14 protein-coding genes, 1 tRNA gene and 2 pseudogenes are annotated in these 16320 nt (G+C 74.3%); 8 read left to right on the top strand and 9 right to left on the bottom strand.

Translation table 11 applies throughout. The annotated features are described in order from the left end of the window. The 4 genes and pseudogenes from ABD323_RS06380 to ABD323_RS06365 form a co-directional block, all read right to left on the bottom strand. Window positions 1-468, bottom strand: a pseudogene (locus tag ABD323_RS06380) (hypothetical protein); the annotation flags it as partial. 158 nt (window positions 469-626) lie between these two features. Further along, window positions 627-2054, bottom strand: a complete 1428-nt coding sequence (locus ABD323_RS06375; RefSeq protein WP_344440173.1) for a family 2B encapsulin nanocompartment shell protein — start codon at window positions 2052-2054, stop codon at window positions 627-629. Between the two features lie 255 nt (window positions 2055-2309). Continuing rightward, window positions 2310-2876, bottom strand: a complete 567-nt coding sequence (locus ABD323_RS06370; protein ID WP_344440171.1) for a methylated-DNA--[protein]-cysteine S-methyltransferase — start codon at window positions 2874-2876, stop codon at window positions 2310-2312. Further along, window positions 2873-3016: a hypothetical protein gene (locus tag ABD323_RS06365; protein WP_344440169.1), complete on the bottom strand. Its 144-nt coding sequence runs from the start codon at window positions 3014-3016 to the stop codon at window positions 2873-2875. The genes ABD323_RS06370 and ABD323_RS06365 overlap by 4 nt, the downstream gene beginning before the upstream one ends. 81 nt (window positions 3017-3097) lie before the next feature. On the opposite strand from ABD323_RS06365, the gene ABD323_RS06360 reads away from it, so the two are divergent. After that, complete coding sequence (locus tag ABD323_RS06360) at window positions 3098-3256, top strand: hypothetical protein (RefSeq protein WP_344440167.1); 159 nt, start codon at window positions 3098-3100, stop codon at window positions 3254-3256. 74 nt (window positions 3257-3330) lie between these two features. Here ABD323_RS06360 and ABD323_RS06355 read toward each other — a convergent pair whose 3' ends face one another. Then, window positions 3331-5109, bottom strand: coding sequence for a glycoside hydrolase family 35 protein (locus tag ABD323_RS06355; RefSeq protein WP_344440165.1), 1779 nt, complete (start codon window positions 5107-5109; stop codon window positions 3331-3333). A gap of 231 nt (window positions 5110-5340) precedes the next feature. Between ABD323_RS06355 and ABD323_RS06350 the strand changes: the two genes are divergently transcribed. The 3 genes and pseudogenes from ABD323_RS06350 to ABD323_RS06340 form a co-directional block, all read left to right on the top strand. Beyond that, complete coding sequence (locus ABD323_RS06350) at window positions 5341-6057, top strand: GNAT family N-acetyltransferase (protein ID WP_344440164.1); 717 nt, start codon at window positions 5341-5343, stop codon at window positions 6055-6057. A gap of 322 nt (window positions 6058-6379) precedes the next feature. Then, window positions 6380-7234 carry a polysaccharide deacetylase family protein gene (locus ABD323_RS06345; RefSeq protein ID WP_344440162.1) on the top strand — a complete coding sequence of 285 codons (855 nt, stop codon included), beginning with the start codon at window positions 6380-6382 and terminating at the stop codon, window positions 7232-7234. A gap of 237 nt (window positions 7235-7471) precedes the next feature. Then, window positions 7472-8359, top strand: a pseudogene (locus ABD323_RS06340) (ADP-ribosylglycohydrolase family protein); the annotation flags it as partial. A gap of 437 nt (window positions 8360-8796) precedes the next feature. On the opposite strand, the gene ABD323_RS06335 reads toward ABD323_RS06340, so the two are convergent. Then, window positions 8797-9636 (bottom strand): bifunctional 5,10-methylenetetrahydrofolate dehydrogenase/5,10-methenyltetrahydrofolate cyclohydrolase, encoded by an 840-nt coding sequence (locus ABD323_RS06335; RefSeq protein ID WP_344440161.1) that lies wholly within the window; start codon window positions 9634-9636, stop codon window positions 8797-8799. Window positions 9637-9732: 96 nt separating this feature from the next. Next, on the bottom strand, window positions 9733-10695 hold the full coding sequence (locus ABD323_RS06330) for a zinc-dependent alcohol dehydrogenase family protein (RefSeq protein WP_344440160.1): 963 nt from the start codon (window positions 10693-10695) through the stop codon (window positions 9733-9735). 388 nt (window positions 10696-11083) lie between these two features. On the opposite strand from ABD323_RS06330, the gene ABD323_RS06325 reads away from it, so the two are divergent. Continuing rightward, a complete protein-coding gene (locus ABD323_RS06325) occupies window positions 11084-11623 on the top strand; it encodes a PH domain-containing protein (protein WP_344440159.1) in 540 nt (179 codons plus the stop codon). A 112-nt stretch (window positions 11624-11735) separates the two neighbouring features. On the opposite strand, the gene ABD323_RS06320 is transcribed toward ABD323_RS06325, so the two are convergent. Next, window positions 11736-11809: transfer RNA gene (locus tag ABD323_RS06320), tRNA-Thr, on the bottom strand. A 273-nt stretch (window positions 11810-12082) separates the two neighbouring features. On the opposite strand from ABD323_RS06320, the gene ABD323_RS06315 reads away from it, so the two are divergent. The 3 genes from ABD323_RS06315 (at window position 12083) to ABD323_RS06305 (ending at window position 14824) form a co-directional block, all read left to right on the top strand. Further along, window positions 12083-13174, top strand: coding sequence for an ABC transporter ATP-binding protein (locus ABD323_RS06315; RefSeq protein ID WP_344440157.1), 1092 nt, complete (start codon window positions 12083-12085; stop codon window positions 13172-13174). A 191-nt stretch (window positions 13175-13365) separates the two neighbouring features. Further along, window positions 13366-13824 carry a hypothetical protein gene (locus tag ABD323_RS06310; protein WP_344440155.1) on the top strand — a complete coding sequence of 153 codons (459 nt, stop codon included), beginning with the start codon at window positions 13366-13368 and terminating at the stop codon, window positions 13822-13824. A 97-nt stretch (window positions 13825-13921) separates the two neighbouring features. Then, the gene (locus ABD323_RS06305; protein WP_344440153.1) at window positions 13922-14824 is read left to right on the top strand and encodes a nucleotidyltransferase family protein; all 903 of its coding nucleotides are present in this window, start codon (window positions 13922-13924) and stop codon (window positions 14822-14824) included. Here ABD323_RS06305 and ABD323_RS06300 read toward each other — a convergent pair. Further along, window positions 14710-16320 (bottom strand): DoxX family membrane protein (locus ABD323_RS06300; RefSeq protein ID WP_344440151.1); only part of this gene is annotated, 1611 nt, incomplete at its 5' end. The genes ABD323_RS06305 and ABD323_RS06300 overlap by 115 nt on opposite strands.

Here is a 16320-nt window from a genome sequence, read left to right as displayed (position 1 = left end):
CCCGGCGCCGCCCGCGGACGGACCGCCGACCGGCAGCGCGGCGGCGGAGGCGGCGGCGCACGCCTGGGCGGCCGCCAGCACCAGCGCGGGCCGGATCGCCTTGCCGGCGTCCGCGTCGGCGGGCGAGCCGTCCGCCTCGGTCCAGCCGAAGTGGTAGGCCGCGACCCGGGACATCGACTCGGGCATCGAGTCGACGGCGGCCCGCAGCGCCGGGTCCACCAGGGCCCGGGCCCGGCCGAGGATCTCCGCCGCGGCCTGTTCCTCGCCGGACGGCAGGGTCGTCGCCGGGGCTGCCGGAACCCCCGGGACCACCAGGGTCGCCGGGCCGGCCGCGGCGGCCATCGCGGCCGTGGGGGTCAACGGGACGGCGGTGGCCGCCCCTGCGGTGGCGGCCCGGGACCGCCCGTCGTGCTGGTCGCGACCGTCGCGGTCGTCACGATCGTCGCGGCTGAGCGTCTCGATACCCATATCGCTGGTCCCCCCAGTACGTCGGGCGAAATACAGGAATTCGCATCACGGGTATCTCGTTCGACGGCTCCGTTGGCGCCGCCCCGACGGGAATCGCGGGGCGGCGGACCGGAACGACGGGAGCGCGGCGCAGCCGACGGCCGAACGAGAGTACCGACTCAACTCCGCGGGCGGGCGATTTCGACGTTCTCCAGCACGCCGATGGCGTCCGGGACCAGAATGGCCGCCGAGTAATAGGCACTCACCAGGTAGGAGATGATGGCCTTCTCGTTGATCCCCATGAAACGGACCGAGAGACTGGGCTGGTACTCGTCGGGGATACCGGTCTGGTGCAGGCCGATCACGCCCTGGTTGTCCTCACCGGTACGCATCGCGAGAATCGAGCTGGTGTGCCCGTCCACGATCGGGATCTTGTTGCACGGGAAGAGCGGCACCCCACGCCAGGACGCCACCCGCTGGCCCTGCACCTCGATCGGCTCCGGGTAGAGGCCGCGGGCGCTGCACTCCCGGCCGAACGCCGCGATGGTCCGCGGGTGGGCCAGGAAGAGCTTGGTGCCCCGGCGACGGGTCAGCAGGTCGTCCATGTCGTCGGGGGTGGGCGGACCGGAGTGGGTCTGGATCCGCTGGTCGTACTCGGCGTTCTGCAGCAGCCCGAAGTCGGCGTTGTTGATCAGCTCGTACTCCTGGCGCTCGCGCAGCGCCTCGATGGTGAGCCGCAACTGGTGCTCGATCTGGTTCATCGGCTCGTTGTAGAGGTCCGCGACCCGGCTGTGCACCTGCAGCACGGTCTGCGCCACGCTCAGCTCGTACTCGCGGGGGGCGAGCTCGTAGTCGACGAAGGTGCCGGGCAGCTCGAACTCGCCCTCGTGGCCGGCCGCCAGCTCGATCTCGGCCTCGCCGTGCTTGTTCTGCGACTGCTGCGAGTCGGCGAGGAACTGCAGGATCTGGTTGCGCAGCGCCTCCGAGCGGTCCGCCAGCTCCTGGAAGGCCGGCCAGGGCAGCGCGAGCACGGTGCCGGCCGTGGCGGCCTTCACGGTGAACGGCCAGTTCCCGTCGGCCTGGGTCAGCGCCTCGTCGCCGAAGTGGTCACCGTCCGCCAGCGAGCCGACGATCGCGCTCTCGCCGTACTTGCTGGTGCCGATCGTGTTGACCTTGCCGTGGGCGATCAGGAAGACCTCGTTGATCTCCTGGCCGGCCTCGACCAGCAGCTCGCCGGCCTGGAAGTCGCGCTGCACGAAGCGGCCCGCCAGCTCGGTCAGCAGCGCGGTGTCCTCCAGGCCGCGCAGCACCGGGACCTCGCGCAGCGTCGGCGGGACCACCCGCACCTCGGCGCCGGTCTTCACGAAGCTGACCCGGCCACGCCCCACCGCGTAGCTGAGCCGACGGTTCACCCGGTAGGTACCACCGGAGACCTGGGTCCACGGCAGCATCTTCAGCAGCCAGCGCGAGCTGATGCCCTGCATCTGCGGCGCGGACTTGGTGGTCGTGGCAAGGTTCCTGGCGGCCGCGGTGCCGAGGCTCAGCTGTTGCTGGCTCTGCTGCTGGCCGCTCTGGGCAGGAATACCGGCATTCGTCTCTGTGGTCATAACAAGGCCCTCCCCCACGCTTCGATTCACACTGCTGCAATCAGCGTGGGGCCGAAAGGCGCGCCAGGCAATCACTCGTACGAGTGATTGAAGCCGTGGACCCATTAGTACGACTAGCTAGCATGCTCGATTTCTTGTTCGGGAATTCGAGCGCCGCCCGACCCGGCACGGAAAATCGGAAATCCGGTCGGCAAGGTCGGCAAGGTCAGCACGGTCGGCAGGATCAGCGCGGCCGGCCCGGCCCGGTCCGTCAGGTCAGCCCGGTCCGTCCCAGTCCAGCGTCGGGGCCAGCCAGCCCTCCAGGGTCAGCAGCCAGCGCTTGACGTCCAGCCCGATCCGGCCGCCGCCGAACCCGCCCAGTCCGTCCGAGGCCACCACCCGGTGGCAGGGCACCAGCACCGGCAGCGGGTTGGCGGCCATCATCGAGCCGACCGCGCGGGCCGCCAGCCCCGGGCTCTGGGCCACCTGGTCGAACGCCCCGCTGCGCTGGGCGAGCCGCCCGTAGGTGACGGTCTCGCCGTACGGCACCGTGCGGTACAGCGTCTCCAGCACCAGCCGGTGCGGCCCGGTCGCCAGCCGCCAGTCCAGCGGCAGGTCCAGCTCCCGCCGCGCACCGGCGAAGTACTCCTCGAACCGGCCGGCCACCGCCGCCACCCGCCGCCGGTCCGTGCAACGCACCGCGCCCGGGGCGGCCGGACCGCCGGGGTCGACGTCCGGCGAGAAGCTCACCGCGGCCACCCCGAGCCCGGTCACCCCCACCCCCAGCGGCCCGCTCGGCAGCGGCGAGGGCACGGTGATCCACTCGATCGGCGCCCCGGTCATGCCGTCCGCTCCCACTCCGCGGTCCGGGCCCCCGGCACGCCTCCCGGCAGCGCCGCCACCACCGGCGCCGGCGGCCCGACGTCCTCGGGCCGGATCCGCGCGCGGCGCGAGCGCGGGAACGCCCCCAGTGTCTTCTCCATGTCACCAGCCTAGGACGGGGCGCCGACGGCGAGGCCGGTACCGGCGACCCCGGGAACGGCAACGCCCTGGGCAGGGGGTGGATGGCCGGGCACAGGATCGGTGCCGAGCCGGCCGGCACGTTCGAGGCGATCCCCGCGCTGACCGCCGAGGACGTGGCGGACCTGATCGACTGGACCACCGGCCGGCGCCGCGAGAGCAACCAGTCGCGCGCGGTGCACGTACCGACCCGGCCGGCCTGACCGGGCCCGGGCCGGTCCGCCCCGGCCGGTCCGGGCGGACCGAGGCGCCCCTCCGGCCCGGGCAGGCCGGCCGGCTAGTCGCCGGGCATCCGGTCCAGCACCGGCTCGCCGACCAGGGCCAGACCGTCGCCCGCCGGGCCGTGCAGCTCCAGCAGCACCAGCTCGTTGCGGCCCGGGCGCAGCAGCGGGCCCGGCAGGTAGAGGGTCTGCTGCGGACCGATGTCCCAGTAGCGGCCCAGCGCGAAGCCGTTGACCCAGCAGAGACCCTTGCCGTGGCCCTCGGTGAGCACGAAGGTGTCGGCCGGCCGGTCCACCTCCAGGACGGCCCGGCGCAGCACCGGGGTACCGGCGAGGTCGCGGGCCGGCGCGGCGTCGGGGAACGGCAGCCGGCTGACGTCGTCCAGGGGCAGCGGGTGCATCCACCAGTCCATCAGCAGCTGGTCGCCCAGCCGCACCCCGCCGCTGATGCCCTTCCGTTCGGCCATCGCCGGGCCGTAGTTGACCCGCCCGAGGTTCTCCACCAGCAGGTCGAGCCGGGCGCCGCCGGCCGGCACCGCCAGCTCGATGCCGCCGCCGGGCTCGGCGCTGCGGTCCAGCACGCCGACCGGGCGGCCGTCCAGGAAGACCTGGGCCCGGTCGCCGAGCCCCTCCACCACCAGCGGGGCCGCCTCGCGCGGGCCGCTGACCCGGGTGCGGTAGAGCACGAAGCCGTAGGACTGGTCGAGTTCCTCCATGCTCAGCGGCATCGGCGCCCGCACCGGCGCGGACGCCGCCTGCTCGGCCAGCACCGTCAGCGGCAGCGGGGCACTCAGCGCGAGGGTCCGCGGCTCCAGCACGTCGGCCGGCGCGTCCTCCGGTGGCGGGGGCAACTCAGTGTAACGGCCCAGGACTTCGCGGAACGCCCAGAACTTCTCGGTGGGCCGGCCGGATTCGCTGATCGCGGCGTCGTAGTCGTAGCTGGTGACGGTGGGGCGCAGCCGGCCGTCGGTCAGGTTGGCGCCGTTCAGGAAGCCGAAGTTGGTGCCGCCGTGAGCCATGTAGAGGTTGACCGAGGCCCCGGCGGCGAGCATCTCGTCGAGCACCTTGGCGGCGTCGGCGGCGTCCCGGGTGTGGTGCCGCTCGCCCCAGGCGTCGAACCAGCCGTTCCAGTACTCCATGCAGACCGGCGGGACGTCCGGCGCGTACCCGCGCAGCAGGTCGAAGGAGTCCGCCACCCCGTTGCCGAAGTTGACGGTGGGCAGCACGCCGGCCAGCGTGCCGGCCTGCAGCATCGGGTGGTTCGGTCCGTCGGAGGTGAAGAGCAGGCCGGTGACGCCGCGCCGGCGCAGCCCGTCGGCGAGGTGGCGCAGGTAGTCGGCGTCGTTGCCGTAGCTGCCGTACTCGTTCTCCACCTGCACGGCGATCACCGGACCGCCGCGCTCGGCGAGCAGCGGCAGCACGCGCGGCAGCAGGACGTCGAACCAGCGGTCCACGGCGGCCAGGTAGCGCGGCTCGGAGCAGCGCAGCCGCAGCGCCGGGTCGCGCAGCAGCCAGGCCGGCAGGCCGCCGAACTCCCACTCGGCGCAGATGTACGGACCGGGCCGCAGCAGCACCTTGAGGCCGTGCCGCGCGGCGCTCTGCACGAACCGGACCAGGTCGAGCCGGCCGCTGAAGTCGTAGTCGCCGGGCCGTGGTTCGTGCAGGTTCCAGGCCACGTACGTCTCGACCGTGTTGAGCCCCATCGAGCGCAACAGGGCGAGCCGGTGGTCCCACTGCTCGGGGACCACCCGGAAGTAGTGCAGGGCGCCGGAGAGAATGCGGAACGGCTTCCCGTCCAGGGCGAATCCGTCCCGGTCATGGGTGAGGCTGGGCATCGGCAACGGGCTCCTCGGGTGCGGGCACGGGCCCCGGCTCGGGCGGGGTCCGGCGGTGGGCAGGATCGCGGACCGTGCGACGGTGCACGTGAACTCCCCTCCAGCAGACCACGGACCGTCCGGCGCGGCCCACAGGGCGCGCGGGCTCCGGCCCGGCCCGGGGGGGTGGGACGGGCCGAGAACGGTGAAAAGCAGGTGCCGGCCGGAACCGCCGGGACCCAGAATGACCGTATGCTGACCGCTCGATGGCCGCTGCTCGGCCTGCGCCTGACCACGCCCCGCCTGGAGTTGCGGCTGCCCGACGGGGACGAGCTCGCGGCGCTGGCCGAGGTGGCCGCCGCCGGCATCCACCCCGCCGACCGGATGCCCTTCCTGGTGCCCTGGACCGAACTGCCGCCCACCGAACGGGCCCGCTCGGTGCTCCAGTACCACTGGGCGCGGCGCGGCGACTGGCAGCCGGAGCGCTGGGCGCTTCCGCTCGCGGTCCGCTGCGGGGGCACGGTGGTCGGCCAGCAGACGCTCTCGGCGCGGGACTTCGCGGTGCTGGGAACCGTGCAGAGCAGCTCCTGGCTGGGCCTGGCGCACCAGGGGCGGGGCATCGGCACCGAGATGCGCGCCGCCGTCCTGGAGTTGGCCTTCGCCGGACTCGGTGCGAGCGAGGCGGTCTCCGGCGCCTTCGAGGACAACCCCGGTTCGCTGGCGGTGTCGAAGAAGCTCGGCTACCAGCCGGACGGCCTGCAGCGGGACGTGGTGCGCGGACGGATCGCCACCACCACCCGGCTGCGGCTCGCCCGGAGCGGCTGGCACGAACACCGGCGGATCCCGGTGACGATCGAGGGACTCACGCCCTGCCTGCCGTTCTTCGGCGCCGAGAACAGGGCCACTCCGGCCCTCGACCCGACTGCCGAGCCGGCCGCCGGAACACCCGCCCGGCAACCGGCTCGCTGACCGCCGACTCACTGACCGCCCTGGCCGGAGCGGCCGTGGCCGCCGGGACGGTCAGTGCAGACGCCCCGGTCGACAGGCGACGTACGACCGACTCCTCGTGCTCCTCGTCGCTCCCCGCATCCTGCGCAGCGATCCCGGCAACCCCGCGAACCACCCTCGGCGTGTTACCACGCCGCCTCACTCGATAGAGCCAATTACACTGACACCCAGGCGAGTTGAGTAACATGGCGAAGACTCGCCGGCCACCTCCAGGAACTGTTCGGGCCCGTACGGCGTCGACCAGGAGGAAGCCGTCCCGACGACCAGCCAGAGGTCACCGCCGATGCCGATATCCGAGCCGTCCCAGCCGGCCCAGCCCTCCCAGCCGTCCCGCCGCCGCCTGCTCTCCTGGACCGCCCTCGGTGCGGCCACGTTCGCCTCGGCCGCCCTGACCGGCTGCTCGCAGAGCGCCCACGCGCACGGCGCCGCCCCGGCCGGATCGCCGAGCCCGGCCGACGCGTTCTCCCCGGCCGCGCCGGTCGACCCGAAGGCGGTGTCCGGCCTGCCCAGTCCCTCCGCCGCGGCGGTCGCGCCGCGCGGCAAGCCCGTCTACAAGGTCCACGACCTGCTCCCGGACGCCCCCGCGGACGCGGTCGCGCTGACCATCGACGACGGCCCCAACCCGCTCTACACCCCGCAGGTCCTGCAGTTGCTGCGCCAGTACGACATCCGCGCCACCTTCTCCGTGGTCGGCAGCGAGGCCCACGCCCACAAGGACCTGATCCGGCGGATCGCGGCCGACGGGCACACGGTGGCCAACCACACGATGACCCATCCGCAGCCCTTCTCGCACCGCACCGACGCCCAGATCCAGCAGCAGATCGCCGACGCGCAGTCCGTCATCGTCGACGCCGGCGCCCCGGCGCCCACGCTCTTCCGCTCCCCCGGCGGCGACTGGTCGCCGGCCGTCTTCGCCGCGGCCGCCAAGTACGGCATGACCCCGATCGACTGGGACGTCGACCCGCGCGACTGGTCCCGTCCGGGGGTGGCCAAGATCAGCGAGAAGCTGCTGGCCGCCCGCCCCGGCGACATCCTGCTCTGCCACGACGGCGGCGGCGACCGCTCGCAGACCCTCGACGCGCTGCGCACCGTGCTGCCCGCGCTCAAGGCCAAGGGCTTCGCCTTCGTCACCCTCTGACCCGGCCGACCGTCCTGCCGGGCCGGCCCGACGGCTCCCGGGCCGAAGGCTGCCGGGCCGAAGGCTGCCGGGCCGGCCGGCGCCGACCTTGGCAACTCCGCCCGCCGCGCGGCAGGATGGTCGGCGATGACACCTCCCACCGACCCCTCGGACCCCACCGCCTCCTCCCACCCCACCGCCTCCTCCCACCCCACCGCCTCCTCCCACCCCGCCGGCGCCGCGCGCTCCCTGCCCGCCCTGCCGGCCGACCTCGACCACCGCGCCGCCGCCCTCGACTCGCTGCGCGGCCTGGCCACCGGCGACGCCTTCGGCGCCCAGTTCTTCGTCCCGGACAACCTCCCCGCCCTGCGCGAGCGCCGCCTGCCGCCGTCCCCGTGGCCGTGGACCGACGACGCGGAGATGGCCTGCTCGGTCCTCGCCGTCCTGCGGGACCGCGGCACCGTGGTGCCCCACGAGCTGGCCCGGTCCTTCGCCCACCACCACGACTTCGACCGCGGCTACGGCGCCGGCATGAACGTGCTGCTCCGCCTGGTCCGCGAGGGCCGTCCGTACGAGCAACTGGCCGCGGCACTCTTCCAGGGCCAGGGCTCCTGGGGCAACGGCGCGGCGATGCGGGTGGCGCCGTTGGGGGCCTGGTTCGCCGTGGACCCGGCCGAGGCCGCCCGGCAGGCCGCCGGCTCCGCGCGGGTGACGCACACCCACCCCGAGGCCGTCGCCGGCGCGACGGCCGTGGCGGTCGCCGCCGCGTGGGCCGTCCGCGCCCGGACCGAACCGCTGGCCCCCGAAGAACTGCTGGCGGCGGTCCTGGAGCTGACCCCAAACAGCCGGGTCCGCGACGGCATCGCCGAGGCCCGCGAACTGCTCGACCAGCCGCACGCCGCGTACGCGGCGCACCGGCTCGGCAACGGCCGGCTGGTCAGCGCCCTCGACACGGTGCCGTTCACGCTCTGGTGCGCGGCCCGGTACCTGACCGACTTCCCGCAGGCCCTGTGGGCCACCGCCTCGGTCGGCGGCGACGTGGACACCACCTGCGCCATCGTCGGCGGCATCGTCGCGGCCCGGGTCGGCACCGAGGGCATCCCCACCGGCTGGCACGGCTCGGTGGAGGCGCTGCCCGACTGGCTGGCGGAGCACCGGCCCGGCGCCGACCTGGGCCCGGCCGACTTCGCGGACCTGTCGCCGATCAGCCGTCCCGAGCCCGTTCCGGTCCCCGACCTGAGCTGGACCCCGGCCCAGTGGCAGCGGATCCGGCACGGCCTGCGCGCGCACTCGACGGACGAGTGGTGGCACGGCTACCTCGACGGCGACCGGGTGCACTGGCACCGCGGCCGGACCGGCCACGGCATCGTGGAGGTCGAGATCACCCACTCGCCCGCGGGCGCCCGCCCCGTGCGCGCCTGGGTGGAGGCCGACCCCGCGCGCTACCGGCGCGGCTCCGACGAGCAGGAGCGCACCGTCATCGGCCACCTCTTCGCCCTGCTGACCGATCACCCCTAGCACCGGCTACCCCGACCGTCCCACCCGCCCGGCGCCCGCCGTACGGTGCGGGCGCCCGGGGGCGCTCAGCCCTCGGCCGCCTGCACCGTGTGCCGCAGCAGCAGCGCGGTCGTCACCGGCCCGACGCCGCCCGGCACCGGGGTCAGGGCGCCCGCCCGCTCGGCCGCGGCGGGATCCACGTCACCCACCAGGCCGCCGTCCGCCGTCGGATTGGTCCCCACGTCGATCACGGTGGCGCCCGCGCCGATGTGGTCGGCCGTCAGCAGCCCGGCCCGGCCGACCGCCGCCACCACGATGTCGGCCGCCCGGGTGACCTCCGCCAGCTCCCGGGTCCGCGAGTGGCAGACCGTCACCGTGGCGTCCCGGTCCAGCAGCAGGTGCGCCACCGGCTTGCCGACCACCGTGGAACGCCCGACCACCGCGGCCCGACGCCCCGCCGTCGGCACCCCGTGGTGCTCCAGCAGCCGCACCACCGCCTCCGCGGTGGCCGGGGCGAAGGCCGGTAGCCCGGCCGCCAGCCGCCCCAGCGAGAGCGGGTTGGCGCCGTCCACGTCCTTGCCCGGCACGATCGCCGAGGCCAGGTCCTCCAGCGCCGCACCGGCCGGCAGCGGCGTCTGCAGGATGATCCCGTGCACCTCGTCGTCCGCGCTCAGCGTCCGCAGCGTCTCGGTGATCCGCTCGGGCCCGGCCTGCGGGCCGAGCTCCAGCACGTCGCAGACGATCCCGACCCGGGCCGCCGCCGAAGCGATCGACCGGACGTACCAGGCGCTGGCGCCGTCGTCGGTCGCGCTGACCACCGCGAGGCGCACCGGGCGGCCCCGTTGCGCCAGCGCCGCCGCCCGCCGCGTGACCTCCTCCCGGAGCTCCGAGGCCAGTTCCCTGCCCGACAGCACCACTGCACCCACGAGCCGTCCTCCGTTCCGGCCGGCGCCCCTCGCCCGCCACCGCGACCCTAGCGAACCGCCGTCGCCGCGCCCGGCCGCCGCCACCGGGCGGCGCGCTCAGTCGACGCTGATCACGACCTTGCCGAACGGCTCCTCGTCGCGGAAGTAGCGGTAGGCCTCCCTCGCCTCCTCGAAGCCGAAGACCCGGTCGATCACCGGCCGGGTGCCGTGCTCGGCCAGCGCGGCGAGCAGCGACTCGAACGTCGCGCGGCTGCCGACCACCGGCCGGCGCACGGTCAGGAAGCGGCCCAGGAAGACGTTCGGGTCGAGCACGGCGTCCTTCGCCCCGAACGCCCCGATCAGCGCGAGCTGCCCGTTGAACCCCACCGACCGGATCGACCGCTCCAGCGTCGCCGGCCCGACCGCGTCGATCACCTGGTCCACCCCACGGCCCCCGGTGAACTCGCGCACGGCCTCCTCCCAGTCGGGCACGGCCCGCCGGTCGACCACCTCGGCCGCGCCCAGCGCGCGCAACCGCTCCGCCCTGCGCGCCCCGGAGGTGACCGCGATGACCCGGGCACCGGCCGCGGCCGCGAGCTGGATCCCGAACGTCGCCACCACCCCGCCGCCCACCGTCAACACGCTCTGGCCCACCGCCGGCGGCCGCTCCCCGGCGGTCAGCGCCGACCAGGCCAGCACCCCGGCACACGGCAGGGTCGCGGCCTCCTCGAAGGAGAGCCGCGCCGGTATCCGCACCACCGACTCCTCGTCGACCACCTGGTACCGGGCCAGCATCCCGCCCAGGTTGCAGCCGTACTGCTCACCGATCAGCGCCGCCGTCATCGGCCCGTCGATCCAGCGACGGAAGTACGTCACCGCCACCCGGTCACCGACCGCGGCCCGCCGCACCCCGTCCCCGACCGCGACCACCTCCCCGGCCCCGTCACTGAGCGGCACCACCCCCTCGACGGCCGGCAGCGGGTACGTCCCGTCCAGGATCAGCAGGTCCCGCCGGTTCAGCGACGCGGCCCGCACCCGGACCAGCACCTCCCCCGCCCCGGGCCGCGGCACCTCCCCCACCCACCGCACCAACCCCTCGACGCCCGCGCCAACTCCACCGACGCGATACCCAACTGACCTGTCATCACTCACTCCTGCGCTCATACCCCCAGCCTGCGCCGCCCCCACCACCCCGACAATTCCCCCCAGGGAATGACCCACCCGGGCCGATGAGGGAGGAGGAGTGGACACCCAGGACCCTGCCCCCGTGCTCCGCCCCGTGCCTCGGAGTCCACCGCCTCACGGAGCATAGGCAACCACCGAAGGCGGATCGTCCGCTTCCAGGGACCGTGACGTCCTCCGACCGCTACACTTCGGGCCCGCCCTGCCCCGACCTCAACTCCCTTACCGCAGAACACTTGTAGCCTGTGACGGGATCTCGGGGCACCCACATCCATGGAGGCTCGTGATGGCGAAGGTCCCCGACGGTCTGCGCGGCGATCTGGTCGAGGCAGTAGCCCTGGAGGGCTCGCTCTTCGGGTCGAAAAGGAGCCTGCGCGCCGCCTCGGAGGCGCTGCGTGACAACGAGCGCGTGCTCGCGGCGACGACGACCGTCCGGAAGCAGGGCAGGGCAAACGACAGCGGTGTTCTGATCGTGACGGACCAGAGGCTCATGTTCGTCCGGTCCGGTGCGTTCTCCGCGGCGAGCGAGGAGATCCCTCTCGCCAACATCTCGGGGGTTCTCGACCGCAAGGGGCTGGCGCTCGCGCACATCGTGGTGACGGGTGCCGGTGGGATCACCACCACCTTCGCGTCGATCGGCAGGACCAGCGTGGGCCCCGTGATGGAGGCGATCCGTTCCCACCTGACCGGCCCGACCGTGACCGGCGACGCCCCGCCGGCCGCGAGCGCCGCGGACGAGATCAGGAAGCTGGCCGGACTGAGGGACGCGGGCATCCTCACCGAGGAGGAGTTCTCGGCCAAGAAGAAGCAGCTGCTGGGTCTGTAGCGCTACCGAAGGCCCCACCGGCGTCGGCGGCTGCCACCCGGAGCAACACGGCGCGGTCCACCAGCGCCGAGGGCCCGGTCGGGAACGTCCGACCGGGCCCTCTTCACTCCTGAGCCCCCTGTCGGATTCGAACCGACGACCTACGCATTACAAGTGCGTTGCTCTGGCCAGCTGAGCTAAGGAGGCAGGGCGACGGTCGGCTGTGAGGCCGCGACGGCGCCGGAGGCAGTCTACCGGGACGGGTGGGCGCGATGGTGTGGATATCGGGGCGGGGCGGGGTCGTGATCGCACCGTTGCGGGATTGGGTGGGAGGAAGGGGCTGACAATCGGACGAATGGGCGGGTAGCCTCGGCCGGAGTCGACTCTTCGGTGGTCCAGACCACTACGGAGGCGGCGCGAACCACCCGACCTTTACTCGGATCGTCCGGCACGTTCCTGCCGGTGAAGGAGAGCACAGCCATGGCTTCTGTCACGTTCGACAAGGCGACCCGTCTGTACCCCGGTGGCGACAAGCCCGCCGTGGACGCGCTGGACCTGCACGTCGAGGACGGCGAGTTCCTCGTCCTCGTCGGCCCCTCCGGCTGCGGCAAGTCCACCAGCCTGCGGATGCTGGCCGGTCTGGAGGACGTCAACGGCGGCGCCATCCGGATCGGCGACCGCGACGTCACGCACCTGCCGCCCAAGGACCGGGACATCGCCATGGTGTTCCAGAACTACGCGCTCTACCCGCACATGACCGTCGCGGACAACATGGGCTTCGCGCTCAAGATCGCCGGCGTCAACAAGGCCGAGATCCGCAGCAAGGTCGAGGAGGCCGCGAAGATCCTCGACCTGACCGCCTACCTGGACCGCAAGCCGAAGGCGCTCTCCGGCGGCCAGCGCCAGCGCGTCGCGATGGGCCGGGCGATCGTCCGCGAGCCGCAGGTCTTCCTGATGGACGAGCCGCTCTCCAACCTGGACGCCAAGCTCCGTGTCTCGACCCGCACCCAGATCGCCGGCCTGCAGCGCCGCCTGGGCATCACCACGGTCTACGTCACGCACGACCAGACCGAGGCCATGACCATGGGCGACCGCGTCGCGGTGCTCAAGGACGGTCTGCTGCAGCAGGTCGACACCCCCCGCGCGATGTACGACCGCCCGGCCAACGTCTTCGTCGCCGGCTTCATCGGCTCGCCCGCGATGAACCTGGTCGACGTCCCGCTGGTGGACGGTGGCGTGAAGTTCGGCGGTTCGGTCATCACCATCGACCGCGAGCACCTGGCCGGCGCCGGCAGCGACAAGACGGTGACCGTCGGCATCCGCCCGGAGCACTTCGAGATCGTCTCCGGTGGCGGCATCGAGGGCGTGGCCGTGACGGTCAACGTGGTCGAGGAGCTCGGCGCGGACGGCTTCGTCTACGGCACCACCAAGATCAGCGGCGAGGACAAGGACATCGTCGTGCGCGTGCACGGCCGCCAGGTCCCGCAGAAGGGCGAGACCATCCACGTGGTCCCGACCGGCGGCGAGACCCACGTCTTCTCCACCAGCACGGGCGCCCGCCTGAGCAACTGAGCACCCCGCCCGGGCGCGCGAGCGCACGGGCAACCCGCCTGCCGCCCACGGCCCGCACGCACGCGCGGGACGCCGGCCACGCAGACACCCGCGGCCCCGTCGGACACCTGTCCGGCGGAGCCGCGCCGCGGCGTCACTCATCCGTGTGACGGAGTGTCCTCGACACCTCACGCGGCGCTACTCTCACTGGCGTGAAGCAGCTCGTTCGCCGCATCGGCCAGACCATCGCCCTCACCCTGCCCGTGATCCTCGTGACCACCGGCACCCTCGCCGTGACCCGGGTCCCCTGGGCGCCGCCGATCGGCGACGACCAGCAGGTGGTCGCCGCGTCCAGTGGCAGCGACGGCGGCATCGGCCGCAGCGCCACCACCGCGGACGTCACCGGCACCGCGGCGCACCCGGGCCTGAGCCCGCAGGACGCCCTGCGCGCCGACCTGATGGCGGAGTTGCGCTCCCAGGGGGCCGGCCCGGCGCTGGACCTGCTGGAGCGGACCATGCGCGAGCAGCCCTCGCTCACCCCGTACTGCAGCACGCTGGCCCGGGAGTTGGGGCAGGCGGCGCTGAAGAAGTACCAGGGCGACGCCCAGCGGGCCCGGTCCTTCGCCCGCCCGGTCTGCGACGGCTCGTTCGCCGCTGGCATCGGCGGCTGACCGACCGGAGAGCCTCAACGACCCTTCCCGGCAAGCCTGGCGGCCCCGACGGCGCGGGTCACCCGAACCGCGGCGCGGCAGGCCTATCCTGCTGCGCATGACCGGCTACGATCCCGCCGCCCCGCCCGCCTCTCACGCCCCCGGGCCCTCCAGCGCCCCCGGCCCAGGCGCCTCCCGCCCCGGCGACCCCCAACCCGCCGGCCCCGGCGGCGATCCCGTCCGTGAGCCCGCGACCGCACCGCCCGCACCCGCGGCCCCCTCGACCCCGCCGCTCGTCACCCAGGCCGTGATCCTGGCGGGCGGTCAGGGTTCGCGACTGCGCCCGTACACCGACGACCGGCCCAAGCCGCTGGTCGAGATCCCGGGAACCGGCACGCCGATCGTCGGGCACCAACTCGCCTGGCTGGCAGCCGAAGGCGTGACCGACGTGGTGATCTCCTGCGGCCATCTGGCCGAGGTGCTGCAGGCCTGGCTGGACCGGACCGAGCTGCCGCTCGCCGTGCGCACCGTGGTCGAGGCCGAACCACTGGGCCGCGGTGGCGGGTTGAAGTACGCCTCGAAGGCGCTGCCGCGTCCGGCCGAGCCCTGGTACGCGACCAACGGGGACATCTGGACCAGGTTCAGCCTGCGCGAGATGGCCGCCTTCCACCACGAGCGGGACGCCCTGGCCACCCTGGCGCTGGCCCGCCCGCGGATCCCGTGGGGGGCGGTGGAGACCGACCGGTTCGGCAACGTCCTCGACTTCATCGAGTCCCCGCCCTCGCCCTTCCTGATCAACGCCGGGCTCTACGTCTTCGCGGCCGGCTTCGCCGAGCTGCTGCCCGACGTGGGCGACCACGAGCGCACCACGTTCCCCCAACTCGCCCGCGCCAAGCGGCTGGCCGGCTACCAGCTGCCGCAGGGCGCGTACTGGCGGGCCATCGACACCGCCAAGGACCTCACCGAGGCCGCCAAGGAGCTGGCCGCCGCCCGGGCGCACCACCAGCCGGACCCCGCCTGACGGTTCGGCCCCCGCGCCGACAGCACGCGCCGCACCCCGTACCCAGCAGCCCGCACCCCGCACACCCCCCACCACACGCCGAACGGGGGGGGGGCCGGGTTTCCTCCCCCCCCCCCCCCCTCCCCCCCCCCCCCCCCCCCCCCCCCCCCCCCCGGCCCCGCCGCCGCGCCCGCACCGTCCGGCATGCCCAGGCTGGGCAACCGCACCGCCGGCGGGCCGCTGCCGAGCACGCCGCCGATCAGGCCGCTGCTGCTCGGGCTGGGCTTGGGCGCGCGGTTGGCGCCGCCGGTGCCGGGGGAGCCCGCCGAGTTGGGTGCACCGGAGGTCCCCGTCGAGGTGCTGCCGCTGCCGGCCGGGGCACCGCCCGTTGAGCCACCGCCCGGCGAAGTACCGCCCTGGCCGTTGGAGTTGCCGGAGGACTCGGCACCCGCCGCGCCACTGCGGGTGGCCGAGGGGTGCGGCTTGGCGCTCTTGCCGGCCGTCGGCGAGGGCGACGGCTGCGCGGAGGGGGTGGCCGAGGGCGACGCAGAGGGCGAACTCGAGCCACTGGCGCCGCCCGCCGGAGCGCCGCTCCCCGTGCCACGGCCGGGGGCGGAGCCCTTCGGCGCCGACGATCCGCCGGTGGCGGCCGGCCAGAGCGGGGTGCCGTAGTCGGTGGGCGGACCGGCGGGGCCGGGGTGCGGCCGTCCGCCCGTGCGCACCGCGGCGCCCAGCAGCGAGCCGAGCAGCAGGGTCAGGCCGATCACCACGGTGGCGACCACCGTCCCGCGGCGCAGCACCCGGCGGCGTACCGCCTGGGGCGCCGACGGCCCGTACCGTCGCCAGGCCTCCAGGGCGAGCCGGCCGTCCAGCGAGGCGAACGGCGCACCGGCGATCAGCAGCGGGCTCCAGGCCACCAGGAAGATCAGGTCGGGGGTGTCGTAGACCGGCACCGACCGCCAGCTGACCGTGAAGAGCAGCGCGGCCGAGAGGAGCGTCGCCGCGGCGGCGGCCATCCGCTGCCACAGGCCCAGCAGCGAGAGCACGCCGACCACGACCTCGGTGAAGGCCACCCCGAGCCCGGCGCCCACCGGGTGCGCCATCGCGAAGTCGAGCAGCGGCTGCGCCACCTTCCACGGGTGGAGCGAGGCGAGCCAGCGCATCATCGAGCCGCGGTCGCCGCCGTCGAAGTAGACCGGGTCGCAGAGCTTGCTGAAACCGGCGTAGACCGAGAGCGAGCCGAGCAGGATCCGCAGCGGCAGCAGGACCAGTCCCAGGTCCACCCGCCGCCCGGGGTGCCAGGCGTGCCGGCTCGGCTCGCCCGACGTGACGGCGGAGGGCTGCGGCAGCTCACCGGCCGGCTGCCAGCCGGCCGGCGCGGGCCGCCGCGGCGACCGGCCGCCGCCCGCGCCCGGTCCCGGGGGACCCGCCTGACCGAGCGGCTGGCGCGGCACGCCACCGCGCCCGTACCGGGCGCCGGCGGCCCGGGTGCTCGAGCTGGTGGAGCCGCTGCTGCC

It is taken from the genome of Kitasatospora nipponensis, from assembly GCF_039528135.1.
Taxonomy (GTDB): Bacteria; Actinomycetota; Actinomycetes; order Streptomycetales; family Streptomycetaceae; genus Kitasatospora; species Kitasatospora nipponensis.
Note: the sequence above shows the minus strand (reverse complement) of the source record. Positions and strands in the feature narration are given on the sequence as shown.

Coding starts and splice junctions, on each gene's coding strand:
- ABD323_RS06315 (WP_344440157.1), top strand. CDS start 12,083: ATGGCTTCTGTCACGTTCGACAAGGCGACCCGTCTGTACCCCGGTGGC.
- ABD323_RS06355 (WP_344440165.1), bottom strand. CDS start 5,109: ATGCCCAGCCTCACCCATGACCGGGACGGATTCGCCCTGGACGGGAAG.
- ABD323_RS06370 (WP_344440171.1), bottom strand. CDS start 2,876: ATGACCGGGGCGCCGATCGAGTGGATCACCGTGCCCTCGCCGCTGCCG.
- ABD323_RS06305 (WP_344440153.1), top strand. CDS start 13,922: ATGACCGGCTACGATCCCGCCGCCCCGCCCGCCTCTCACGCCCCCGGG.
- ABD323_RS06360 (WP_344440167.1), top strand. CDS start 3,098: ATGGCCGGGCACAGGATCGGTGCCGAGCCGGCCGGCACGTTCGAGGCG.
- ABD323_RS06375 (WP_344440173.1), bottom strand. CDS start 2,054: ATGACCACAGAGACGAATGCCGGTATTCCTGCCCAGAGCGGCCAGCAG.
- ABD323_RS06325 (WP_344440159.1), top strand. CDS start 11,084: ATGGCGAAGGTCCCCGACGGTCTGCGCGGCGATCTGGTCGAGGCAGTA.
- ABD323_RS06365 (WP_344440169.1), bottom strand. CDS start 3,016: ATGGAGAAGACACTGGGGGCGTTCCCGCGCTCGCGCCGCGCGCGGATC.
- ABD323_RS06345 (WP_344440162.1), top strand. CDS start 6,380: ATGCCGATATCCGAGCCGTCCCAGCCGGCCCAGCCCTCCCAGCCGTCC.
- ABD323_RS06350 (WP_344440164.1), top strand. CDS start 5,341: ATGCTGACCGCTCGATGGCCGCTGCTCGGCCTGCGCCTGACCACGCCC.